Below are 26,373 nucleotides of genomic sequence, written 5' to 3' on the forward strand. Positions count from 1 at the left end.
CTAATTTTCCTCTTTCTTAATAAAAATAGGTCGCTTCTTCGTTTCTAAGAAAATAGCAGCCATATACCGACCGATGACACCCAAACTGAGTAATTGAATACCGCCAATAAATAATACAATAGTAACCATTGATGGCCAACCGGCCACACTATTATTATTAACCAGCGCCCTAATAACTATAAAAGCTGCGCTTAATAGTGACAAAGCGAAGGATAATAGTCCTAGCACCGTTATCACAGTTAAAGGTACCGTTGAAAATGAAACTACGCCTTCAATAGCATACTTTGTTAATGACCAGAATGACCATGATGTGTTCCCCGCAACACGCTCACGATTTTCAAATGGTATGTATTTCGTGTTAAAACCAACCCAAGTAAAGATACCCTTACTAAAACGTTGATTTTCACTTAATGACAAAATAGCATCTACCATCTGTCGAGTCATGACACGATAATCTCGTGCGCCATCAACAAGATGCGTTTGACTAATTTTGTTCATCCAAGTATAAAATTGCTCGGAAAACCATGACCGAATTTTTGCCTCGCCATTACGATTGGCTCTACGGGTCCCAACAGCATCATATTCACCGTTTTGAACTTCTCTCAGCATTTCTGGCAAAAGTTCAGGTGGATCTTGCAAATCAACATCCATAACAGCTACATAGTCACCATCCGCTTGCTGTAACCCAGCATAAAGGCCTGCTTCTTTGCCAAAATTACGAGAAAAACTAATATAATGAACATTATCATTAATTTTAGATAAATCTCGTAAGATCGATAGTGTACTGTCTGTCGAGCCATCATCAATGAAATGATAATGAACATCAGCAGTCAAATTAGGTTTGAGCTTCTCAATAGTATTATAGAAAATATTAATCGTTGCCTCTTCATTATGAACAGGAACAACTAATGATAATATATTTTTCTTTAAGTGTCGTTGGACTGTACTTTCCATTATGATTCCCCTCATACTTTATGTACGCCCCCAAATGGGCTTAAATTATTTTACTTGATCGTGAGCAAAATTAAATTCTTGATCAACGCCAAACTCTTGACGTACAGTATTGAATGCATCATTGAAGACCTGGTCCATATCAAAGTAACGATACTTTCCTAAGCGACCGCCAAAAATAATTTCTGGATGGCTCTTACGAGCTTCTGTGGCGTAGGATTTGTATATTTGTGTATTCTTGTCATTATTGACAGGATAATAGGCTTCTTTTGATCGATCCCATTCCTGTGGATATTCCTTTGTGATGATTGTTTTACCTTCATCAGCGAGGCCGTCCAAATGTTTCCACTCCATTACACGTGTGTATGGTGTTTCGGAATCTGTGTAATTAATCACGGCATTACCTTGATAGTTGTCTGAATCAATAACCTCATGCTCAAAACGCAGCGAACGATATTCTAATTCACCAAACTTATAATCAAAGAATTGATCAATCATGCCCGTGTACAAAACACGTGGAAACTCTGATAGCAACGTTTCCTTGTAATCAAAGAAATCTGTATCTGTCAAAACATCAACTAATCCATTGGATTCAGCGACCATATTTTCAAAAATTTGAGTATAACCGCCTACAGGAATACCTTGGTAACGATGATTGAAATAGTTATTATCATAAATAAATCTAACTGGCAACCGTTTAATAATAAAAGCTGGTAATTCAGTAGCCTTCCGACCCCATTGTTTTTCCGTATAACCTTTAATGAGTTTGTTATAGATATCTGTTCCAATCAATGAGATTGCTTGTTCTTCCAAGTTACGTGGTTGGCGATCCCCAAGATCTTTTAGTGCAATTTGCTTTTGTTCTTCAATCTTTGCATGTGCTTCATCAGGTGTTTTAGTACCCCACATCTGATAGAAAGTATTCATATTAAATGGCAAATTATAAAGCGTACCTTTATAGTTGGCCACCACTTGGTTTTGATACCCATTAAATTCCGCAAATTTACGAATATAGTCCCACACCTCTTTATTATCAGTGTGGAATATGTGGGCACCGAAGTCATGAACAGTAATACCATGTTCTGTATGCGTATGCGTATTTCCACCAATATAGGGACGTTTTTCAACTACAAGTGAGCGCTTCCCGCGTTTAGCAGCTTCGTGTGCAAAAATCATGCCAAATGGCCCTGCACCAACGATTAAATAGTCATAATTTTTTGTATTAAATTGATTTGTCATTAGAAATGTACCTTTTTATTTGTATTTGGGAAAAACTTTCTTTTAAGGAAATTATACCCTTTATCTAACCAGTTTGTGCGCTCTAATTCTATTACTGGGCACTCTGCTACAGTGAGCTTTTTCGTATTAACCCAAGTATCCATTAATCGTTCACTTAGAAAACCATATACCCGTTTTTCTTGACCCTCGAGCTTATCCACATCTACTTTTGCTTCTACTTTGCCAAGCACTTCAAAAATGAAATCTGTGTACTCATTGAAATACCTACGCGGCATGATAAACATGTTAAAAAGATGTGCCGATGTCGACTGTTCCATATTCTCAAAAGCAGGTAAATACTCTGGATAATCCGCAGCAATAATTTCCTTCATTATATTATAAGGTTCAGCCCTGTGTGCGTGTAAATAATGATCACGTTGATTTTCAATATAGTAATTTCGCTTTTGAGGCAAAATGATATCAGCCTTTTTCAATAATTCCTGAGTTTGTGACTCAGTTAGGATGGCCGATAAACTGTGACCCTTTTTTTTACCCAAATAACGGCGGTAATGAAGTAGCCCCACGACCGGTGTGTCTGTGTTGTGCCGAATCCAATAAATTGCAGTTAACTCATTAAAGTTAGGATTTTTAGTTGAAATATTTTGTCCAACAGCATCAGATTGATAACCATCCGGTACACTATCATGTTGGGCCGCACCCACAAATATTGGTTGATAGTCGCTATCTTCTGGCATGATATACGGTTTATGTGTTGCAATGTATAAAGTCACAATGCTAACTCCTTTTCTTGATTAATTAGCATTTGCCGATAAAAGAAAAACATCAACAAATATGGCCATAAGAAAATTTGAATAACAAACAACGACGATACAGCGACTAAAATAATCATAATCATAAAGCTAATCTGAGTGCCTAAATGCCATTGCCAATTTTCTGGTTGACGTATTTTAAGCTCGTGTTGTACTACCAACGAACGTATGATTAAACGAGCTAGCATCCACAATGCTGGTATCATGATAACCAAACCATACGTCGCAAACCAACCAATTCCATCACTGAGCACAGGATAACCAATGTGCCTGTACACTTGCTGAAACTCTGGATTATAGGTCGTAGACTTTGGCACGTAATCCATAATGAAATACCCTGTGAAACCATAACCAACACCAAAGAGTGGGTGTGATAGGAATGTAAGCACTAAGGCAATGGTGCCACCTAGTCGATTAGAAGTCCCTTGTTTGTTGAATAAGAAATTATAAAAAATATCATGTATTGGCTGCACGAAGAAATATCCTAATGCAATACCAACAATAGCCATTATACCAAAAATAATTAAAATAATTTTATCATCACGTTTACTCCATAAAAACCAGAGTACGGCAGCTACCACTAATGTGATCAGTCCCGTTGTTGTTCGGGCAAGTACCAAAAACATTAAAATCGAACCAATAAAGGCCCAGTTAAACCATTTTTCTAGGGCGACGTGCTTTTTAAAATGCCAAAAATTTTGTTTGGTTATCGCGATACCTAAAATGATTGGCAAATAAACGACACCTAATAGGTTAGCTAAAAAAGCAGCTTCAGGTTCAAAACCATTCAATCGATAATTGTTAACTGCGTAGCTACCGGCTGCATAGAAATCGCGCCCCATCCAATGTCGTTCGAACAGACGTGCAATGGCATTAACGTACGGACGTATAGAAAAGTTATTCAGTGTCACCAACAACTGTGGAACCAAAACGATTCCCATGTATATCAGTAAACTAATCAGTCCACTTTTAATAAATAATCGTTCCTCTTTATGATTAGTGACCGTGAGGACGATTAATGCCCAAGACATATAGACAGTGACAATCCACCCCGCCAAAAAAATCATTGAACGAATAATACCAGTTGTTTGAATTGAGTCACCAGAATGCTGATAACTTAAAAACATCGCGATAAATTGCATAACCAAAAAAAATCCCGCTAGCAAAAAAGATTGCGCGCTAGGAATAATTTTTGCAATACGAGATGGAAAGCGATATATCTGCAACAATATTAAAAGTACAAATACTGGAAAAGCAATCATCATTGTTGTTTCAGCAAAACTATATGAATATGTTTTAGAGAAAAATGTGATTGGTAGTAAAAAAGCTGCCACAGCGGTGCCTCACTTTGTTGTCTTAGTCATCATTCGCTTATAGTTTTGAAAAATACCAGTAAGCAATATGATAAATGCGCCTAAGGTAATACCAAAGGCAAACCCAAATACGGCTAATTTCTTAGGGCTATAAACTGTGCCGGAGAGTACATCAGCCTTTTTCGCTGACGATAACAATAATGGCTTGGCCATGTCAGGATATAACTTGCTTCCTTCGATTGAAAATGCTTTAGCATATGCGTTAGCGATTGCAACCGACTTTTTGGCAGTTGCAGCGGAAGCACTAAAACGCATCATCAGCGTTTGGTCTGGTTGTGAAACTGTAATTGCGCTTACAATTTCTTTTTTTGTAACAGACACTGTGGATAGCTTTTTAGCCTGATTAACAACTGATGGATCGCTAGCAATCTTTTTATAAGTGTTAATTAACATTTGATCTGCTTGCACACGAGAATTTGGATCCTTAACCCCCGTGTTGCTTTTTGCAACAATAACATATCGTTCAGCCGTATATGCCGTCAGCACAGAGTGTTTTGCATATGTGTAAAGAGATGCTCCCATAACAATCCCAGAATAAGAATCCACCAACTATTTTTCAACAGTCGTTTAACTAAATCTATTAACGAAAAACTCATTTTTTCTCTCCTAAAAATTAAAATGCACCATCGCGCTTAAATATTGCAATTACTGTTTTAAACAAAATATAAAAATCAAATCGCAAATTAGCACGATCAACATAATCTAATTCCATCTGTGCTCGTTCTGGATACTCAATATTACTGCGACCACTGGCCTGCCACAAACCAAATACACCAGGTTTTACTGATAAAAACTTATCAATATCTTCCCCATATTCGACTAACTCATCTTCTACAACCGGTCTTGGCCCGATAATACTCATCGTTCCATTCAAAGTATTCCAAAACTGTGGCAACTCATCTAGAGATGTTTTACGCAAGAATGCTCCAAATTTAGTGATTCGAGGGTCCTTCGCTGTAGGTAGCTTATAACCACTAGCTACAAACTTAGCATATAAATCAGCATCTTGTTTTAATATTTTGTCAGCATTGTCAACCATGGATTGGAATTTATATATTTTAAAACGTTTTCCATATTGACCAACTCGCTCTTGTGCATAAATAATTTTACTTGTTTTCTTATCTTTAATAATAATTAAGGCAATAATAGCAAACACTGGTGACAATAGAAACATCGCCGCCAAAGATACGCTAATATCTAAACCCCGTTTTGCGGTTAAATAACCTAGTTTGCGTTTCAATTTTCCACCTCATTCGTGCACATATGTGCATGATATAACTTTACCATTATACCAGAAAAAAAGCGTCATTTTGCTATTTTATTTAGTAAGGGTATTTTTTTAAGAATTGGTGCTCGTAAAATAATGAGAATTAGGACATACATAAAGACACCTAATACCAGCTCTATTGATGTACTTTTGATGTTGATTTCTAGATATTGACTAATCATCGTAACCGAAACATACATCCCTAATCCCGCAATGATATAACGCCACATTTCAGAAAAATGATGCCAGATATTCATGTCTTTACGCGTAACGTATAGCTGATAACCAATCACCAAGAACTCTGATATCGTTGTAGCCACTGCAGCACCATTCACTCCTGCCACATAAATTAACCAGAAATTAAGTAGCACATTGGCTAATGCACCAATAGTGACAGATAGTGTAAATTCATTCAGACGTTTGGTTGGCACCAAATACTGCGTGCCAATAACCGTACTCCAGCCAATGAAAATAATAATTGGGGATAGAAGAACAATGACTTGACCAACTACTTTAAACTGCTCACCCAGAAACCAAATCATGGCTGTAGGGGCAATAGCAGCCATTCCAAAGGCCATTGGAACTGATAGTGCGGAGACAAAATCCATCGATTGTGTAATATTCTGCTTCATTTTGTCAAATTGTCCTTTGGCAAACTGGGCAGACATCCGAGGTAGCATTACAGTTCCAACAGATGTAACCAGTGCCAGCGAGACTTTTATAATTCGATCAGCATTATCATAGAATCCAGCCGAATCTGTTGAATTAGTAAAGAACGGCAACATTGTTTTATTCAACTGTAAATAGACTTGAGTCGCAATGGTTGGTAAAAACATCATAAATATTGGTTTCACATGTTCTTTTAAATCAAGTTGATGCCAGTTTGGTAATGATATCTTTTTAAATAAATAAAACCACATTGACAAGTTACCGAAAACTTGTGACAGTCCGAGTAACAAAATATAATTGCCGATATCGTTTGGTGTTTTCACTAAAACAAATATCAACACTGTCATTGCAATTTTAACGAGGGCATTTCGTAGGACAGTTTTCTTGAAATCCTCCATGCCCATAAAGTACCAAGAAATGTCAAGAATACCGGAAATAATGACCCAAGTTTGAAGGATTAGATAAATTTGATTATCTTCAATATTACTATTCAATTGCACACCATACTTCAAAAATAAAAAGTATAGCGCTAAGGAAAAGATTCCAGCAATCGTGTGAATAATTTGGATTTCCCAAAATTTTTGCTGTCTTGCTTGCTTATCGTCTTTTACATAGGCAATTTCGCGACTACCATATGTAACAATTCCAAGACTTGCAATCAATAAGAAGTAGGTTACAAACGAATTAGTCCAGCTTGCAACACCGACACCATTTCGACCAAGAACTCGCGCTAAATATGGCATTGTTATTAATGGTGCAATAATGTTAAGCAGCTGATATGCCGCAGTGTATAAATAGTTTTTTGCAACTTGCATGTTGTTAAGTTGTCCTTAATTTAGTCATATGACCAATAAACGGTTAGCCTAATAATAGCCCCTTCATAGAATTATATCAAATTATGAGATTTATGTTTACTTCATTTCCTGAACGACTAGGCTTGAACTTTTATTATCTAAATTATCGAATACAATGTTATCACCACTATCATTACTGTACTTAGCAAACGTAGCTACTTGTCCAGTCTTTGGCCAGAATACTTCAATACTGTATTGATCAACGTAAAAATCAACCTTTTCTGACCAATCTCCCCACAAATTGATGTTATAGTCCTTATTATAAGCATCATTTGTAACATAATTACTTTGGCGATGTACCGTCAGTTTTTTGTCAAAATTATTAAAATGAAAGGAAACATTGCTATCTCCATTGCCAGCTCTAATAGTCAATTTTTGGTTACCGTTCACAACGGTACTAATTTTGTAAGCAGCTTTATTGGTTTTGATGTGACTTTTACTGTGCGCCCTCACCAGAGCTGTTTTCTTTTTTGTGTCAAATAGACCATTAGTAATAATTTTTGATGTTTTTAATTTATTATCTGAACTTAAAAACATTTTTCTAAACGCCGAATAATTGCCTTTATACTTTATATCATCACTAACGCGATTAATATAATCCCAGTTACCCATCCATCCAAAGCCAAGCAATTGTTCATTATTTTCTTGATAATTGTGTGCAGCATAATAATCAGTACCAAAATCAACACGTTCTGGATCAGTTTCAGCTTCAAACTGGCCGTTTTTCAATTGACCAACAACGTAGTATGAGCCGGTACTTTTTTGAAAATCATCAGCAAAACCATTAGCACCAAAAAACAAAATCCATTGCTTTTGATTATTATTTTTTTGATAAATTTGATGTATTTCAGGAACTTCTAAAGTACCTAAATCCCGTGGTGAATAAAAGCTATCTGTGTATTGCCAGGTTGTGCCGTTTTTGGAAATATAAAATCCAATTTTCATATGATTGTTATCATCCGCCTCAGCTACTGTCATGACAAATTGCTTGGCATCAGAATCATATATTACATGAGGGTCTCGAAAATCTTTTCCTTCTTTATATGGTTTTGCTACTGGCTTGCCATTATGAGCAACATGCCAATTTTCACCTTGATTAGTCGAATACCACATATAGGTCCATTGATTACCATTAATGTATTTCGTAGCATAAGCCAGTAATGAGTTTTTACCATGTCCAGATAAATTATCTGCGTCTTTGACAATAGAACCTGTGGCAACTGATTCTTGTTGGGAAACTGGTTTGATATCGGCGCTATCGGCTACTTTAAATGTTGTTAAATCCGAAGATACCGAACGAGCCCAACGAGTTCTTTGTTGATTTGCTTCCAATCCCTTACCAGTGTCCACCAAATAGAACAGTTCATATTTTTGACCATTTTTTAAAATAGTTTGCGTATCATTTGATAACCCATTTTTAGATAAGCCGTTTAAATGCCATTTTTGAGGTAATTGTTGTTGTGTCATATTTTTGCTGTTGTTTTTCAAACATATTAACCAACCAATCGAAAACAATACTATTCCCGCCATTATGATTGATAATACTTTTCTCATTCTATGTCGTTGCATGATGTTTCCTCTCTGTTAATAATATAGTAAAATTATGAAAAATAGCAATCCTGCTTTAAAATCAGGATTGCTATTTATTTTATTATTTTCTATAGATGTTATTATTTCTTAACGTAAGTAATAAGTGCCATCATTACCAAAATTATATTGCTGACCATCTATCTTTTGAATACCTTGTAATGCTCGACCATTGGCATCTGTATAATACTTCTTGCCCCATGCTTCGCGCCATCCTGCGTTTTGACGAACACCGTTCACGAACCAGTAATATGTGCCCATGTAATAACGGAATCCTGTATATGGCTTACCATTCTCAAACCAGTTATAACCACCATTGGCCTTTGAATAGCTTGGTGAGTACAAATAGCCACTCGCTGCACTCTTCAAATTATACGTACCATTTGTACCAAAGTCATAGGCTTGGCCATCAATGATTTGGATACCTTGCAATGCACGACCACTAGCGTCCGTATAATACTTCATGCCCCATGCTTCACGCCAACCAGCATTTTGACGAACACCGTTCACAAACCAGTAATAAGTACCTTCGTAGTAGCGGAAGCCTGTATATGGCTTACCATTCTCAAACCAATTATAACCACCATTCGCTGTTGACAATGATGGTGAGTACAAGTAGCCACTCGCTGTCCCCTTCAAGTTGAAAGTTCCATTCGTACCAAAGTCATATGCTTGTCCATCAATAATTTGAACGCCTTGTACTGCACGACCATCAGTACCAACGTAGTACTTCATGCCCCAGGCTGTTTCCCACTTACTCTCTTGACGTTGTCCTGACTCGAAGAAGTAATAAGTATTTTGATAGTAACGGAAGCCAGTATACTTTGACCCATTTTCAAACCAGTACCACTGATTGTTATCCGTCACATCTTGTAAGTAACCTGATGCAAAACCACGCTTAGCGTATGTTTTGTCATTACCAAAGTCATAAGCAACACCATTAACTGCAAACTGACCTTGCTTCACACGACCGTCGTTACCAAAGTAATATTCTAATCCCCAAGTTGCTTTGCGGATGTCATTTTCTACTCGCTTGTACGTTACTGGGTCAAAGTAGTAATAGGTATTGTCATAAGCTTGCACACCACTTTGGCGAACACCATCTTTAAACAAATAATTCGCGTCATTCGTATAATCATATTGGTAACCATTAGCTACTTGATCATTGACATAAAACTTATTATCAATCCAACCAATCTTTTTACCAGTTATGTTTGATGTCTCTTTTGTGCCAACTAGTTCGGCAACACTGCCTTTACCATTATAAGTCCATGTTCCTTGTGCTAAAACAGTATCTAGTACTTTTGTTGTTTTACCATCGGCACCTACTTGAACTAAGAATGATGGTGCTACCGTAGAATTAAGTCCAACGCCAGCTTTTTCAGCACGGTTACTCATGTATGATGTAATTAACAACAAATCATTGTGTCCTTCAACAGGAACTGCATAGTACGAGTAAGTATCTGTTCTAGATTCAGCTAATTGTGTTCCTGTGATCACACTGCCACTACCATTCAATGGTGTATAAGGACCCATCAAACTATCGGAAACATAGCCCATCATACCAACGTTAATGTCCGGATCAACTGTTGGGACAACGCTCTTACTCAAACGTGTATCTGTAAAGAGATAGTACTTTCCATTCAAAGGCACAATGTTAGCACGTTCGATTTCATCAGTAATACCGTTGGCTGCCAGAAGTGGTGAATAAATTTGTCCAATAGTTGGATTATTTTGCTGTCCTGTAAGCTTCACCAATCCAATAGCGCCATTGGCCTTCTTTGAGAATTTCAACTTATCCGCATTTGCCAATGTTGTTTTTCTTGCTGTTTGGTTGAATTCATCAGTTCCACCATAGTAATCCATGTTATCGACAGCATCATCACTTTGATAATTCTCAGTACCTGTGTTGGATTCAAAAGTTAGATAACGTTCTCCATCAACCTCAATCACGTGCGGATCACGTAAGGTAAAGTTATCACCCGTATCATAGTATCCTGCATCGATCCATTGTTGCAGAGTTTGGTAATGCTCCTCATCCCCTGTGAAGAGTTCATGATCATCACTAACTTTTGCTACACGAACTTCAGTATCCGTATATGCCATTGACAAGTTAGCAGTTGACAAACGTTGTACCGTGCGTGGTTGGTCAGTTTTTGTATAGAATAATTGAATACTGTCATCATCATTGACCGTTGCAGATCCAGACCACTGCTGCTTATCCCACAGTGCATTGAAGCCAAAGACTGGCCCAGCATTCTTCCAATTATTGATTGCTGTATCACCATTCTTAGTGTAAAGCATGTAAATATGTTGATCGTTATCCTCTTTTGGAGAACCTGCTAAAGCAAAAACAATGTTGTACCCATGATAATTTGCAGTGACACCAGTTTTTGCGTCTTGTAGTGCCCAAGAATCCCATACATCCAAATCTTGTACTTCACCACTTTGCGCATCTGCCGTTGCCATTGCTGGCAAATTCTTAATTGCATCAGCATTGAAATATGGTACAGACGTATCTGAATTCAAATTAGCAATGTTATCCGCAACATCTTTTAAGTTAGCATATGTCATGTTGGTAGTTGAGGTACCATCATCATTTTTAGTAACTAATGTTGTTTTAGAGTTTAAATCTTTTGACACACTGTCGTCTAGTGTCACAACTGAGGTGGTCGCTTTTTTATCATCAGTAGTAGCGTCAGTTGCTGCATTTTTGTCCGCTACTTTTTTCGAACTATCATCTGCTGATACTGCTGCCACATTCGCTTTGTCGTCAGTTGTTGCACTCTTAGTATCATCAACTGACGTAGTTTCTTTATCATCAGTTGTTTCTTTGTTAGCATCTACTGTCTTAGTAGTACTATCTGTAGCCTTTTCTTGATTGGCTTCAGTTGTCGTTGCATCAGGAGTCGTTGAATTGACTGTCGTTTCTTTATTAACATCTGATGGAGTTGTTGTGTCAGTATTCACATCAGTTGTTTTGCTCAGTGTTTCTGTGTCAGTTGTTGTAGTATTACCAACCGTGTCTGCACTAACAGAACTCACTCCCATAGAAATAGCTGCTACTGTTGCTGCTCCAGCTACCCATATCTTCCCCGCCTTGTATAACTTCTTTCTCATCGATAAGAACTCCCAATTTAGAATTATTGCATCTCGTGCAACTACGTTAAGTATAAACGTTCATCATTTCAAAAATATTACAAAAAGTTGTTAAACGTATAACATAGTTCATTGTTGAACAAAAATGAATTAAATAAACATTAAAATAATAATATTAATATAAGTCTTTAAATATCAATATCGATTCTATTATCAACATTTATGTTTTAATTGTATATAAATTTTTTTAAATATTAATATATGAAATCATTCATGTGTTTTATTGAACTATATGAATTACTAAAATGAATCTACTATAGTTAAGTAAAGGTGCAGAGTGTAGCCATAGATTACAGTACTTTCTAAATTAGAATGATCATGCCTCAAAACAAAATAAAAAAGGCTTTCGCCTCTTCTTTAACGTAAGTAATAAGTGCCATCATTACCAAAATTATATTGCTGACCATCTATCTTTTGAATACCTTGTAATGCTCGACCATTGGCATCTGTATAATACTTCTTGCCCCATGCTTCGCGCCATCCTGCGTTTTGACGAACACCGTTCACGAACCAGTAATATGTGCCCATGTAATAACGGAATCCTGTATATGGCTTACCATTCTCAAACCAGTTATAACCACCATTGGCCTTTGAATAGCTTGGTGAGTACAAATAGCCACTCGCTGCACTCTTCAAATTATACGTACCATTTGTACCAAAGTCATAGGCTTGGCCATCAATGATTTGGATACCTTGCAATGCACGACCACTAGCGTCCGTATAATACTTCATGCCCCATGCTTCACGCCAACCAGCATTTTGACGAACACCGTTCACAAACCAGTAATAAGTACCTTCGTAGTAGCGGAAGCCTGTATATGGCTTACCATTCTCAAACCAATTATAACCACCATTCGCTGTTGACAATGATGGTGAGTACAAGTAGCCACTCGCTGTCCCCTTCAAGTTGAAAGTTCCATTCGTACCAAAGTCATATGCTTGTCCATCAATAATTTGAACGCCTTGTACTGCACGACCATCAGTACCAACGTAGTACTTCATGCCCCAGGCTGTTTCCCACTTACTCTCTTGACGTTGTCCTGACTCGAAGAAGTAATATGTGCCCATATAATAACGGAACCCAGTGTACTTTTTACCACTTTCAAACCAGTACCACTGATTGTTATCCGTTACATCTTGTAAGTAACCTGATGCAAAACCTCGCTCATAATAGGTTTTATCGTTACCAAAGTTATAAGCAACACCATTCACAGCAAATTGGCCTTGCTTCACACGGCCGTCATTACCGAAGTAATATTTCTTCCCAGTATTATCTTGATGAATCTCATTATCAACTCTTTTATATGTTACTGGATCGAAATAATAATATGAATTTGCATAGGTTTGCACACCACTTAAGCGAACACCATTTTTAAACAAATAATAACTAGTATTGATATAGTCGTAGACATAGCCATTGGCTAATTCATTATCAACATAAAACTTATTGTCAACCCAACCAATTTTCATATCAGTTAATTCTGATGTTGCTTTATTTCCTACAAGTTCCTCAACGCTAGCACTTTGGCCATCATAAGTCCATGTACCCTGAGCTAAAACAGTATCCAATACTTTCGTGCTCATACCATCAGCACTTATTTGAATCAAAAATGATGGTGCAAACGTGGCATTCATTCCTGTCCCAGCTTTTTCATTACGATTACTCATATATGAAGTGACCAATAATAAATCACTACGTCCCTCAACGGGTACTGCATAATATGAATACGTATCAGTTCTTGAAGTAAATAATTGCGTCCCAGTAACCACACTACCGCTACCATTCAACGGTGTATAAGGTCCAAATAAGCTATCTGAAACATAACCCATCATACCAACATTAATATTAAAATCAGCTGTTGGCACAACACTCTTACTCAAACGTGTATCTGTAAATAGATAAAATTTCCCGTTCAATGGCACAATATTAGCACGTTCGATTTCATCGGTAATACCATTAGCTGCTAGAAGTGGTGAGTAAACTTGAGCAACTGTAGGATTATTTTGATCTTTAGTCAATTTAATCAGGCCAATCGCACCATTAGCCTTTTTTGATAGTTTCAGTTTATCTGGGTTCTGTAGTGTATCAACTTTGGCTTGTTGATTAAATTCTTCTGTTCCTCCATAATATGTATCGTCATTTACGGCATCATCACTTTGATAATTGTTTGTACCGGTATTAGCTTCGAAAGCTAAGTAGCGTTCTCCGTCAACTTCGATAACATGAGGATCACGCATAGTAAAGTTATCACCAGTCGTATAGTAACCTGCGTCCACCCACTGTTGTAAAGTTTGATAATACTCTCCATCCCCAGCAAAAAGCACATGATCATCATTGACCTTGGCAACATATACTTCCGTATCTGTATATGTCATTGATAGATTAGCGGTTGCTAAACGTTGTACTGTATTAGGTTGATCTGTCTTTGTGTAGAACAATTGAATGCTGTCATCATCATTGACCGTTGCAGATCCAGACCATTGTTGCTCATTCCATTTCGCATTGAAACCAAAAACAGGGCCAGCATTTTTCCAATTATTTAATGCTGTATCACCATACTTAGTGTAGAGCATATAAATATGTTGATCGTTATCTTCTTTAGGATAACCAGCCAGGGCAAAAACGATATTATAGCCATGATAATTTGCAACAGCACCAGTTTTTGCATCTTGTAACGCCCAAGAATCCCAAACATCCAAGTCTTGAATTTGACCAGTCTGTGCATCTGCCGTTGTCATTGCTGGCAAATTTTTAATCGCATCAGCATTAAAATAAGGAACAGATGTGTCTGGATTTAAACTAGCAATATTGTCAGCAACATCCTTTAAATTAGCATAAGTCATGTTAGTTGTTGACGTACCATCAGCATTTTTAGTGACGACGGTTGTTTTTGAATTCAAATCTTTTGAAACACTATCATCTAGTTTTTCTACAGATGGAGTTGATTGCTTCTGACTAGACGCATCATTTACTTTTGCATTATCTGTAGCAGTTTCAGCCAACTGTTCGTTATTACTGCCACTTTCTGATTCAGACGTATTAACTGCTGTTTTTGTTTCAGCTACTGCGGTAGTTGATGTTGTATCTTGATTATTTGTGGTTTCAGCTTTTATTGTCTCATCCTTCTGAGCAGTATTGTTACTAGTAACCTTAGCATCGCTGTTTGATGTCTCTGCTGAGTTAGAATTGCTATCATCACTATTAGTTGTAACAGTGACCGCATCAGTGTTACTAGTATCTACCTTGTTGTCATCTGATTCCGTAGAGGAAATACTCGATTCGGTTGCGCTAGATGTTGTAGTCGCATCTGCAGTAGTTGTACTGTTCGTAGTATCCGCACTAACAATGTTGGGTGCTACCACGACTGCAGCTGCAACTGCAGCTCCGGCTACCCATAATTTCCCAGCCTTATATAACTTTTTTCTCATATGAACTCTCCACTTTATACTACTTATAATATATCTTTGTTAAGTATAAACGCTTATCATTTCAATAGTATTACATTCGTTTGTTAAGCGTATATCATAAATAAAAAAAGACGCCTTATACGTCTTTTTTATTTAATCTATACAATTTTATTTAGCAATGGAATTTTATGAATAATTAGTACGAGAGCAGTTGATGCTAACCATACAATGATCGGCAAAATGAACATGTGTTTCAGCGAACTGTCGGCAATATGTAACTTTCTCTCAGCAAAATAAATGAAGAATTCATGAATCACATACACACCAAGCGATGTACTGGCTACTTTTTGCAAAGCAAGTTGCACTTTAGGACTCGGTTGATATGTCGCCAAATGACTTTTAACAAATTCAAATACGCCGATGGAGAGTATAAATCCAAATAATCCCCAAATATCATAGACTTCGCGTGCAAATTTGCCTCTTTTGATGGAGAGGTAAATTGTCAACGCAATCATGATGGCTACTGATGCTAAGGCAGCCACATATAGCATATTTTTTTGCCATTTGTGTAAAACAGTATTTTTTAAGTACCAACCAACCACGAAAAAGCCAACGCCACCAGCAGCACCTATTTGTATGCCATGTAGAAAAAATTATCTGTTTGTAAACGAACTTCATAGTAGTAACTTAAGATATTGACAAAGACCATATTCACTACTAATAAATATAAGGCTAGTGTTTTATCAGCTTTATTCGTAATTTTAGCTAACAGTGGTGCACTGATATAGAAACCAATGACGAAATAAAAGAACCAAAATATCGGCTGGATACTATTGTGCATGACCGCATCGATAAATTGACCAATATGATAATCAGTTGGTTGATGAAATATAAATGGATTTAAGATATACCACACAAATGACCAAAAAATAAATGGCACAAGAACCTTGGTCATTCTTTTTTTGAAAAAAGTTACTGTATCATATCGTTCGCGATAATCTAGCAAATGGGCACCAGACATCATAAAAAAGATTGGCACTGCCCAAATAAAGGTAACTTGAAGTATTACCGCTATAATCCAGTGCGAATCACCAGTTTGATTTGAAAAAGCATATTCTGAGGTATGAAGGAAAACAACTGCTATCGTAGCAAGTATTGTCAGAATATCCATGTAATAATAACGCTTCATATTTTTACTCTCAATATTTTTTTAATTTTTCGCAATAAAAAAGGCTTTCGCCCTCATGAATTAGCGCATGTAGTATGTGCCATTATCACCAAAGTAATAGTCTTTACCATCAATTTTTTGATGTCCCTGAACAGCACGACCCGTGCTATCTGTCCAGTATGTGTAACCCCATGCATGTCGCCAACCCTCATTTTGACGAACGCCGTTCACAAACCAATAGTAAGTACCCATATAATAGCGGAAGCCAGTGTATGGTTTCCCGTTTTCAAACCAGTTATAGCCACCATTGGCAGTTGAGTAAGATGGTGAGTACAAGTATCCACTAGCCATCCCCTTCAAATTATAGGTGCCATTTGTACCAAAGTCATAAGCTTGCCCATCAATAATTTGAATGCCCTGTAAGGCACGACCAGTATTATCAGTGTAATACTTCATGCCCCAAGCTTCACGCCAACCGGCATTCTGACGTACACCATTGATAAACCAATAATAAGTGCCCATGTAATAGCGGAAACCAGTGTATGGTTTGCCATTTTCAAACCAGTTATAACCACCATTGGCAGTTGATTGTGATGGTGAGTAAATATATCCGCTGGCCGGCTTCCCATTTTGATAGAAAATGCCATTATTGTAGCCATTGGCGTTAATCGAAATTAAGTTTTGATAATCAATCGAAACATCAAATGTTCCTTTTACGCCAGGAAAACTAGTATTACTGTTCCATTGCCACATACCATATGATTGATTCCATAAAGAACTAGCGCTTGGCTGGTATGGATATTGTGCCATCCATACCCGATTATTACCTATATATGAAAAGTTCAAGTTCGTTTCATTAACATAAGAAACGTATGTATAAGTAGAAGTATTTGTATATCCAGCAGCTTTAACTTGCGCGTTAAAGGCTGTTGCATTGGCAGTTACACTGCTATTTTTTGTGTATGATTCTTCCAAATCATCAACCATCAACGTATCTTTTGGTAGTTCTAATGAGGCTGCGTAATTAGTAAAATATTTTGCTTCAGCTTGCGCGTCAGCTTTTGAAGCGTACCATGAATAATGATATGCGCCAACTTGTAGGCCAGCTTCTTTAGCATTAGTAATCTGCGATTTAGCATATGGATTTTTATATGAATCGGCTTCTGAAAGTTTAACAATTACGGCTTTAACACCATAATTCTGCATCTTCTTATAATCAGCTACAGAAATAGTTCCATTGTTAGAGGAAACATCCACAACATCCATTCTAGGTAAGCCAGAAGTACCTGCTGTGATAGCAGGTACACCATCAGCTGCATGAGCCTGACCAACAGCTACTAATGAAGCAGCAATGCTCACCGCTGCGATGCTCGACCAAAAAGTTATTTTATTCATTTACACACTCCCACATATGTACACTGACCGATGTCAGCAATTTTTTTAATTATGAAAATTAGCCTTTGCGTAATCAACAACTGACATGTTTTGTTGAGAAGCTTCAGTGATAATTTTCTTGATATCGCTTGGTGCCCATTGATCTGCTGGTAATCCCGCCGCAATAAGTTGCTTACGTGTTTCAGCAATCATCTCTGATGTCACTTCAACGCCTTGAACGGTTTTGTTTGGATCATAGGTTGGGCTATCCGTTGTATTAGAACTTACAGAACTAGAAGATGATGAACTATCTGAAGATGACGACTCTGAACTTGACGAGTTTTCTGATGAACTAGATGATGTCGTTTGCTCAGAGGAAGAACTAACAGATGAAGAACTTGATGAAGATGATTTTTCAACTGAACTGCTTTTCGAAGTCTTCGATGAACTTTTCGATACTTTAACTGTTGTTGACGATTTTGATGTTTTCGAAGAATCATTATTTTGATGCCCTAAGGCTATTATCCCCACAATAACAACAATGACAGCGGCAATGATACCAAATATTTTTTCATTAACACTTCTCTCCCATAAGTAAAAAACAATTAGCAATGTTCTAACCTTAAGTACTCATTTTGACATAATGCCTGCTAATTTACAATAGGTTGACGGCAGCTGTTACCCAATTGTCAAAAAGCTGTAGTCATTATCAATATTTTTTTTGGTATTTGAACTGGTAGCACCAATTAAAAATAACCTGGTGGGTTGCATTTCGAAATAGTTAACCAAAGAATTGATATTTTTAATAGATAGATTCTGCGCTTCATCAATAAAAATGTAATCAAAGTTTTGTAACTTCTTCGACTTTATTTTCTTCATGAACTGGCGAATTGGAATGATTTTCCAGTCATAATTTCGTCTCAAGCTAGATTGAGCAGCATTTAATTTACCAACGTGCACAATTAAGACAGTATTATTTTTGCTCAATTTTTTGACAGTATCGTACAGCATCAGTGCTTTTCCATTCCCAGATGGTACATTAACAGCATAGAAACCTGACTCACTGATTGTTAAAATATTGTTCTGAAATACTTGTTGCTGTTGACTCAGAAGATAGTCCCCCTCTAAAAAAGCATGTGTTTCTCGAAACGGCGAAACTAAATATAAATTGACCTTAAACAAGCTATCTAAATTGCCCATATCTATACTATCGAAAGTTGCCAGTATCCGATAAAATTCTGATGCTAAAAATAAATGCGTTGATGATATATCTGTTGCCTCTAGTTCATCTTGTTCAGTTAATGTGTAGATAATGTCTGAATCTGAGTTATAAGTAAATAGTTTAATTTCTTTAGCAACTTGTGACAAATAGTATTTATTGTTGATTAACTGTTTTCTGACCTTCTCTTCATCATAATCAGCTTGGCTTTTGAGCTCAATATTAACTACACGATGCCTTTGATCAAAGGCTAATAAATCGAACTCCTTACTAATTTTTGGCATGCTGTAACCAATATAAAAAAATTTAAGGGTACCTGCTCATCAATAAAATGACGCACTAATCGCTCAATCCCTTGGAGTTCTCTTTCACGAATTGATAGCACACCTAAGTGATTTAGATAGTGTTTGATGCTTTCAGACTCTATATTTGAAGCAATTTTTCTTAAATTAGCTGGTTTCAACATTGCACTCACTATTTCCTTAAATGTGACCGGATTACATCGTGTCCTTTTTATTATAGTACCAATAAAATATTCTAATTAAAAGTTGAAAAAAAGCAGAAACGAATGACGTTTCTGCTTTTTGGTTACTGATTAGAATTTTTCTTGCGCTGTAAAATAATCACGACAATCAAAATAATGATTATGATTAACAATGCAGCACCTATCACAATGTACAGCCAATTACTATTATTAGTATTTGCTTTTACATCAACATCTGATTTGTTTAAATCTCGTGCTTGTTTTGATTTAATCGTGAAATCTTTAGTGAATGTCCATTTTTTGACTTGCTTATTAGCTGTAGCTGTAACTTTCATTTTCAGCGTATAGTCACCAGCCTTCATTGACGTACCATTTAATGAAATAGGATAAGTCAAATGACTATTTGGCGCAATTTGCATATCACTTTTAATCGATGTGTATACTGGTTTCTTACCATTTTTAGAATAAATCTTGGCATCAACTGATACTTTAGACATCAAGACCGATTGATCATTTTGAAGTTCGGCGTTAATGACATTGCGATAATTTATTTGTCCAGGATTGACTTGAAGTAAATTAAGATTAGGATCAACCACTTTATCGGTTTCCTTTAATAAGATAGCCACCGCATATGAGTATTCATTTTGAACCGTTGTGCCGTTTTTTGCTTTATCTTGATTTACTTCGCTTGATTTTTGTTGAAATGTCAAACCACCGAGTAATATACCATCAAATGATTCTTTAGGCATAGTAATATGGAAAGCAACATTTTTAGACGAGCTGGCGGGGATTACAACACTTGACGGACCCTTGACAATATTTGAAATGTCATATTTCAAAGAGCTGTCATTTTTTATACTGGATTTACCATATTCGACAGCCCCATTGGAATTTGTTTTGGCAGTATTGACGCCAACTTCAACAGTGATATCTTTTTTTGTATCATTTTTCAACGTAACCATAATATCTTGCTGTTGATCTGAATTCATTTTCAGATTGAAATATGTCTTTGACTTATCAATTTGATTATCAGGAATAGCGGTGTTTACCGAAAAATTCATTTCAGCAGCAATTGCTGTGTTATTAAATACAAAAAAAGAAAACAATGCTATGAATACTGCCAATGAAAATCCGTAAATTTTTTTAACTATCATATATAATGTCCTCTTGAAAAAGTTAACCATTATTCTACAGCTGTATCAGATAATGTCCATGTTAGAGTTGTTTTATAAGTATCTTCCTTGATTTTTGAAGACGCAGGAACTGTTAATGAAACACTTTTATCAGCAGTATTTTGGTTTCCCATAGAATATATCCAAGTACCAATTCCTTCTCCATCATCAGCGCTCATAACCGTTGTATTTTCCCTACCTATTGTAATGCTATTAGTGTCAACAGTATTAATGACCTTGTCTGAACCATTACCATTCACTGCTTTTCCATTACTAATACTGATAGTAGCTCCAGTTAACTTTGAACTCGAATCAGTAACAGCAGTAAAGTCACCATCTTGCTTCACTTGAAGTTTCCATCCTGTATGCTTATCTCCCGAACGGTTATCAGTTACCTGTGCAAAATTTGGTCCCGTTGTCATCGTTCCCTTATTAGAATATGATTGGGCGCTTGCATAATACGTTTGCTTAGCTGATGAAATAATGATGTTCGTTCCAAAGTTAAACGATGACGCAAAATCAATGGTTAGTAATCCTGAGGTACCTGCTTGTGGTTTGTCTTTTGTCACATTGTCAATTGGTGTAACAGAATTTTGACCACCATCAGCATTCACCGGGTTTAAAGGATTTAATACTGGCTTAGTAGTTTCATCTTTTATAAAAGATACTTGTGCATTTGATTGAAGACTAACTTTTGATGTATCATCTGCATGTACCAAAGCGGGTGCTGTTGTTGCTAATCCCAAACTTGCCAATCCTGCTAAACCTAAAATTTTCTTGTTAATCATAATTCTTCCCTTTTTCTGTTCTCTTATTCTCTGAAATAATCACCATCGTAATGATGATAACACTGCATAATATGTATGATAATGATTGCCTATGTGTTACAGCTACACTTGGTAGTCGTGTAATGACCGGTATCACATCCTTTCGAGTTGAGACATAACCAAACTGACGGTCGTATTTACTACTGGCAACTGGCGCATTCACTAACGTACCTTGATTTGATTTCATCTTGTTTGTTGGCTGTTGCTCAACAGGTATATAGTCAGGCATTTGAAAACTTATTTGCGCGTGAGATTCAATTTCAGATCCCAACACATTGGCCGAACAAACAGTCATAGAACTAGCAATTACGTAGCTGGATAAGACACACAACAGAATCTTTTTTTGTTTCATGTAGACTCTCATGGACTATCAACCAATGTCCATCTCAGTGTTGCGGTATAATTACCTATTTCTGTTATTGTGTCTAAATTAGATACTTGCATATCGTAGAAACTATATTGTTTCTTTTCTTTGTTATAGCTCCAATCAGACAATAAATTACCAGTCCCATCATCTTGCCAGGGCCAATAATTAATACGTGCCGATGTTGTTGTAAAGTCTTGTAAAGACGTTGTTAAGCTGCCCGAGCTGTAATCCCTCTTCACTAACTGCCAACTAACATCATTAGCGAATGATCCATTTTCTGATGTGAACTGTTTAGCCAATTCAACGTTAATTTTTATTTCTTTACTTTTTTCACCACTGACTTGACAGTTACCTTTCCAATTACCAATCAAACTTGTTTCACTATTCATCTTGTGAGAACCAAAATCTACATCTGGAGCAGAGATTAACTTTGGTGACACATCATTGTTTCTATCAATTGGCAGTTCCAAATCTGGAAAAGTACTACTTGTTGGAAAAGTGTTATTTCCTACGTATTTATGTGCAACAATGTTACCATTAAACGTACCAATACCAGACAGTGTGACAATGCCTTCAGGCGATAATATGGCATTACCTGTTTCTTTATTATTGCTCTGCCAATCAACATTACCTGTATAATTAGTTTCAGAATCTATATTATAAAAATTAAACATGATATTTTTGCTTTTCGAAACCGAATCAAAAGCCATGCTACCTGTTGAAAAATTGTTCACACCGGAAGTATCGATTGTAATAACGACCTTCTCCACATCAGATATTCCCTTAATTGACAAAGAATAGCCAGGAAAATCACTTGCTTTAACAGTTAAATACTTGACATTATCTTCCGATGGAATATGACTCGCATCAATTGTTATCGTACCACCCCATTTGTTTTCAACAGTGGCATTATTGTTTTTGGAGTGGTTGGCGATTATTTTTGATACAGATGATAGCCTCGCGAGTTCTGTATCTATATCCAAATATTCATTATTATCAGTATCTTGCCGTAATACTTTTGGTGTTTGGTTTAATTTTAAGCCGTTGATTGTTGATCGTCCATCGGTTGCTGTTGGCTGTAAATATTTAAAAGACGAGCCTAAAATTAAAGTATCGTTATTAAATGTTGCCTGATCATTATTAGACTGTATGCTTCTTTGAAGATAGGAAATCCCCTTATGACCAGCTGAACTACCACCTTTTCTAATCATGTCTTGTGTAGCAAAATTACCTTCTATTGGTCGATCATCAAGGTCCATTGTTTTTGAAAAAATATTGAATTGACCAGATAATCCCAATACAGTATTCGTTAATTCTGAAAAATCATCTTGCCAGTGACCTGCTGCTGGCAAAGTGACTCTAGTATTGTCTTCTGCAAGTCTTTGAAATTGATATGTACTTGATGGTTTCTTGTATTGATATGTGGTTGATACTGACGTTCGTTGAGGTGAAAAATTAATATACCATGCACTCACAATCGCTACAGTTAACATTCCCAATAGAGGTAATAGTGCTTTTTTTAACATGAATTCCTCCTTTCTAATACACTCAAACGCTTATCATTGTACCAGTTACAATGTGAAATCAAAACAACAGAAATATGTTTTTTTATAATCGTTTATTAATTCACAATAATATTTATACTTTAGTTAATTACTATCTTAACGATTTTTGTTTAGAATATTTTGTATCAATAGCTTTAATACAAGTAAGTACTTGCATATTAAATTAGAACGAATGACAATTTCAACCCGACGTATTTCGAGTCGTTTTGCTTGACTTATTGTAAAATGTATGTTATTAAATATTATTTTCACAAGTAAAATAGCAAACAAAAAACCTTACTCCATATAAGATAAGGCTTCTTTCCAAACTATATTTTTATCTCATCAGCATGAATTTAACTACTACTACTCTATCCCTGCCAAAAACTCCCCCAGCGCCTCGCGCCAAGTACTAATCTCAAATCCTGTCGCCTTAGCTTTCTCCAAACTCATCACTGAATGCTTTGGTCGGTAAGCTTTTTGTGGGAATTCTGCGCTAGTCACTGGGGCAACTTCAACGTATGTATCTTTCAAAATTTCCCGAGCAAAGTCAAACCATGTGGCAATGTCGTCACTAGACAAATGGTAGATACCGTAAGCCGCCTTAACCTCTACCAAATGAAGCATAAACTCAGCCAAAGTACGTGTCCAAGTTGGCCGTCCCAGTTGATCATTCACAATTGTCAACTTGGGGTGCGTGGCTGCCAAGCGTTGCATGGTGTAAACGAAGTTATTACCAAACTCGCCAAATACCCAACTTGTGCGAACAATGTAGGCATCAGCGCCACTTTCAGTAACAGCCAATTCACCGGCTAGTTTAGCTCGCCCGTAGGAATTTTGTGGGTTAACCGCATCTGATTCGAGGTATTCGCCCTCGTTGGTGCCATCAAAAACATAATCTGTTGACACGGCTACCAGCTTCGCCTCGTATAACTTAGCAGCATCGGCAACATTTTTTGTCCCATCAACGTTAACCTGCCAGTTTAACTCGCGCCCGTCGTCTTCGGCTAGATCAACTTTTGTGTACGCCGCCGCGTGCAAAACAACATCCGGTTGCTCTTGTTCAAATGCTGATAACACAGCTGCGCTGTTCGTAATGTCGAGCTGTTTTGAATCAAAAGCGACAAAATCTAGTCCACGTTCGCGCAATAACTTTTGTAATTCTTGCCCTAATTGACCCTTAGCACCTGTAATTAAAAATTTCATTCCAATTCTCCCTCATAGACAAAAAACTCACATGCGTGAGTTTTAACTTTATTGATTATTCTGTGCGTACTTGGCTTCAACTTCATCTTTTTCAGCCTGCCACCAAGCTTGGTTATCTTTGTACCACTGAATGGTATCGGCTAAGCCAGTTTTAAAATCAGTATACTTTGGTGTCCAACCCAACTCTTCGCGAATTTTTGTAGCATCAATTGCATAACGTAAATCGTGGCCTGAACGGTCTTGAACAAAGTCGAAGTCATCTTCAGCTTTACCCATATCTTTCAAAATAGCGCGTAATACTGTGATGTTGTCTTTTTCACCATCAGCACCAACCAAGTAAGTTTCGCCAATTTTTCCCTTAGTCAAAATTGCCCAAACTGCTGTCGCATGGTCGTACGTATGAATCCAATCACGGACGTTTTTACCGTTCCCATACAACTTTGGCTTAATCCCACTGATAATATTCGTCACCTGACGAGGGATGAACTTTTCAATGTGTTGGTATGGGCCGTAGTTGTTTGATGTGTTCGAGATAGTAGCTTGCAAGCCAAACGAACGTACCCAAGCACGAACTAACAAATCAGAACTAGCCTTTGTTGATGAATAAGGGCTTGAGGGACGGTATTGTGATTCTGGTGTGAACTTTTCACCGGCACCTTCACCATGTCCTGGTAAATCTTCACGCAATGGCAAGTCGCCATAAACTTCGTCAGTTGATACATGGTGAAAACGCTTGTTATACTTGCGTGCTGCTTCAATTAAGGTATATGTACCAATAATGTTTGTCTGCACAAATGGGGATGGGTCTTTTAATGAATTATCGTTATGACTCTCAGCGGCATAGTGGATCACGGCATCTGTTTCAGAGACCAATTGATCAACCAGTGGCGCATCAGCAATGTCACCAACCACTAATTTCACACGGTCTTCTGGCAAACCTGCCAAGTTTTCCTTGTTACCAGCATAAGTTAATTTATCTAAAACTGTCACAAAAACATCAGGATGTTCTTCGACAATGTAACGGACAAAGTTCGCCCCGATGAAGCCGGCACCGCCCGTTACTAAAATATTCTTATATTCAGTCATGAATGTTCTCCTATTACAATTGCTCTTTTGTTAGTGGCACGACATCTTTTAACAAAGGATGATTTTTGTCTGCTTCACTTACTTCAGCATTTTCGACATCATGCCATTCAATGCCCAAAGCAGGATCTGCGTAATTCACAAAGGCATACTTTGGCTTTAAATCTAGTGCCCAGTAGTCATTGACCAAGTATGAGTACGATACTGTTTCACTCAATACTTGGAATCCATTAGCAACACCACGTGGTACATAAATGCCCTTACTAGCATCAATAACCGTTTGGTAGACATGTCCAAATGAATCACCTTCGCGTAGGTCAACCCAAGAGCCCAACACACGACCATTATCAGCCACAGAAATGTACTTATCCCATGGCTCAGCATGCAGGCCACGGAGCACACCCTTTCGTGATAAAGACACATTGTTTTGTAACTTATCTTCTTTAAAAAAGGATTCTGGAAAACCAAGGGGTAACATCTTTTCTTTTTGGAAGTTTTCCTTAAACCAACCACGATTATCACCGTGCACGGGAATATCAAAGGCAATCATCCCCGGAATAGCTGCAATTGGTTGTGCTGCCAATTTTTTCTCAAAAAATTCTTCAGTCATCTA

22 protein-coding genes are annotated in these 26,373 nt (G+C 37.0%); all 22 read right to left on the reverse strand.

Annotated features, from left to right (window positions below; all coding sequences use genetic code 11):
• Positions 1 to 954, reverse strand: coding sequence for a glycosyltransferase family 2 protein (locus HFP47_RS05550; protein ID WP_011680091.1), 954 nt, complete (start codon positions 952 to 954; stop codon positions 1 to 3).
• Between the two features lie 45 nt (positions 955 to 999).
• Positions 1,000 to 2,190, reverse strand: a complete 1,191-nt coding sequence (gene glf, locus HFP47_RS05555; RefSeq protein WP_179876181.1) for a UDP-galactopyranose mutase — start codon at positions 2,188 to 2,190, stop codon at positions 1,000 to 1,002.
• On the reverse strand, positions 2,190 to 2,960 hold the full coding sequence (locus tag HFP47_RS05560) for a DUF4422 domain-containing protein (RefSeq protein WP_179876182.1): 771 nt from the start codon (positions 2,958 to 2,960) through the stop codon (positions 2,190 to 2,192). The genes glf and HFP47_RS05560 overlap by 1 nt, the downstream gene beginning before the upstream one ends.
• Positions 2,957 to 4,333, reverse strand: a complete 1,377-nt coding sequence (locus tag HFP47_RS05565) for an O-antigen ligase family protein (protein WP_059442141.1) — start codon at positions 4,331 to 4,333, stop codon at positions 2,957 to 2,959. Before HFP47_RS05565 ends, HFP47_RS05560 begins: the two co-directional genes overlap by 4 nt.
• Before the next feature lie 9 nt (positions 4,334 to 4,342).
• Complete coding sequence (locus tag HFP47_RS05570) at positions 4,343 to 4,894, reverse strand: capsular biosynthesis protein (RefSeq protein ID WP_257229724.1); 552 nt, start codon at positions 4,892 to 4,894, stop codon at positions 4,343 to 4,345.
• 91 nt (positions 4,895 to 4,985) lie between these two features.
• Positions 4,986 to 5,612 (reverse strand): sugar transferase, encoded by a 627-nt coding sequence (locus HFP47_RS05575; RefSeq protein ID WP_179876183.1) that lies wholly within the window; start codon positions 5,610 to 5,612, stop codon positions 4,986 to 4,988.
• A 65-nt stretch (positions 5,613 to 5,677) separates the two neighbouring features.
• The gene (locus HFP47_RS05580) at positions 5,678 to 7,123 is read right to left on the reverse strand and encodes a flippase (RefSeq protein WP_179876184.1); all 1,446 of its coding nucleotides are present in this window, start codon (positions 7,121 to 7,123) and stop codon (positions 5,678 to 5,680) included.
• 96 nt (positions 7,124 to 7,219) lie between these two features.
• A complete protein-coding gene (locus HFP47_RS05585; RefSeq protein ID WP_179876185.1) occupies positions 7,220 to 8,731 on the reverse strand; it encodes a glycoside hydrolase family 32 protein in 1,512 nt (503 codons plus the stop codon).
• A 108-nt stretch (positions 8,732 to 8,839) separates the two neighbouring features.
• On the reverse strand, positions 8,840 to 11,869 hold the full coding sequence (locus HFP47_RS05590; RefSeq protein WP_179876186.1) for a glycoside hydrolase family 68 protein: 3,030 nt from the start codon (positions 11,867 to 11,869) through the stop codon (positions 8,840 to 8,842).
• 396 nt (positions 11,870 to 12,265) lie between these two features.
• Complete coding sequence (locus HFP47_RS05595) at positions 12,266 to 15,337, reverse strand: glycoside hydrolase family 68 protein (RefSeq protein WP_179876187.1); 3,072 nt, start codon at positions 15,335 to 15,337, stop codon at positions 12,266 to 12,268.
• Between the two features lie 137 nt (positions 15,338 to 15,474).
• A complete protein-coding gene (locus HFP47_RS10690; RefSeq protein WP_257229725.1) occupies positions 15,475 to 15,918 on the reverse strand; it encodes a hypothetical protein in 444 nt (147 codons plus the stop codon).
• Positions 15,919 to 15,944: 26 nt separating this feature from the next.
• Positions 15,945 to 16,505, reverse strand: a complete 561-nt coding sequence (locus tag HFP47_RS10695; protein WP_257229726.1) for an acyltransferase — start codon at positions 16,503 to 16,505, stop codon at positions 15,945 to 15,947.
• Between the two features lie 60 nt (positions 16,506 to 16,565).
• Complete coding sequence (locus HFP47_RS05605) at positions 16,566 to 17,879, reverse strand: GH25 family lysozyme (protein WP_102753645.1); 1,314 nt, start codon at positions 17,877 to 17,879, stop codon at positions 16,566 to 16,568.
• A 45-nt stretch (positions 17,880 to 17,924) separates the two neighbouring features.
• The gene (locus tag HFP47_RS05610; RefSeq protein WP_218925558.1) at positions 17,925 to 18,470 is read right to left on the reverse strand and encodes a hypothetical protein; all 546 of its coding nucleotides are present in this window, start codon (positions 18,468 to 18,470) and stop codon (positions 17,925 to 17,927) included.
• 66 nt (positions 18,471 to 18,536) lie between these two features.
• Positions 18,537 to 19,361: a hypothetical protein gene (locus tag HFP47_RS05615; protein ID WP_257229727.1), complete on the reverse strand. Its 825-nt coding sequence runs from the start codon at positions 19,359 to 19,361 to the stop codon at positions 18,537 to 18,539.
• Positions 19,362 to 19,665: 304 nt separating this feature from the next.
• On the reverse strand, positions 19,666 to 20,715 hold the full coding sequence (locus tag HFP47_RS05620) for a DUF916 and DUF3324 domain-containing protein (RefSeq protein ID WP_179876188.1): 1,050 nt from the start codon (positions 20,713 to 20,715) through the stop codon (positions 19,666 to 19,668).
• A 29-nt stretch (positions 20,716 to 20,744) separates the two neighbouring features.
• Complete coding sequence (locus tag HFP47_RS05625; protein ID WP_129870216.1) at positions 20,745 to 21,521, reverse strand: WxL domain-containing protein; 777 nt, start codon at positions 21,519 to 21,521, stop codon at positions 20,745 to 20,747.
• The gene (locus HFP47_RS05630; RefSeq protein ID WP_179876189.1) at positions 21,514 to 21,912 is read right to left on the reverse strand and encodes a hypothetical protein; all 399 of its coding nucleotides are present in this window, start codon (positions 21,910 to 21,912) and stop codon (positions 21,514 to 21,516) included. The genes HFP47_RS05625 and HFP47_RS05630 overlap by 8 nt, the downstream gene beginning before the upstream one ends.
• An 8-nt stretch (positions 21,913 to 21,920) precedes the next feature.
• Positions 21,921 to 23,453 (reverse strand): hypothetical protein, encoded by a 1,533-nt coding sequence (locus HFP47_RS05635; RefSeq protein WP_179876190.1) that lies wholly within the window; start codon positions 23,451 to 23,453, stop codon positions 21,921 to 21,923.
• Between the two features lie 384 nt (positions 23,454 to 23,837).
• Positions 23,838 to 24,677: a dTDP-4-dehydrorhamnose reductase gene (gene rfbD, locus HFP47_RS05640; RefSeq protein WP_179876191.1), complete on the reverse strand. Its 840-nt coding sequence runs from the start codon at positions 24,675 to 24,677 to the stop codon at positions 23,838 to 23,840.
• A 48-nt stretch (positions 24,678 to 24,725) separates the two neighbouring features.
• A complete protein-coding gene (gene rfbB / locus HFP47_RS05645) occupies positions 24,726 to 25,763 on the reverse strand; it encodes a dTDP-glucose 4,6-dehydratase (RefSeq protein WP_179876192.1) in 1,038 nt (345 codons plus the stop codon).
• A gap of 13 nt (positions 25,764 to 25,776) precedes the next feature.
• Positions 25,777 to 26,370 (reverse strand): dTDP-4-dehydrorhamnose 3,5-epimerase family protein, encoded by a 594-nt coding sequence (locus tag HFP47_RS05650; RefSeq protein WP_014947523.1) that lies wholly within the window; start codon positions 26,368 to 26,370, stop codon positions 25,777 to 25,779.
• Positions 26,371 to 26,373 lie beyond the last annotated feature (3 nt).

The organism is Leuconostoc sp. DB-1 (genome assembly GCF_013414845.1).
Classification (GTDB): Bacteria; Bacillota; Bacilli; order Lactobacillales; family Lactobacillaceae; genus Leuconostoc; species Leuconostoc mesenteroides.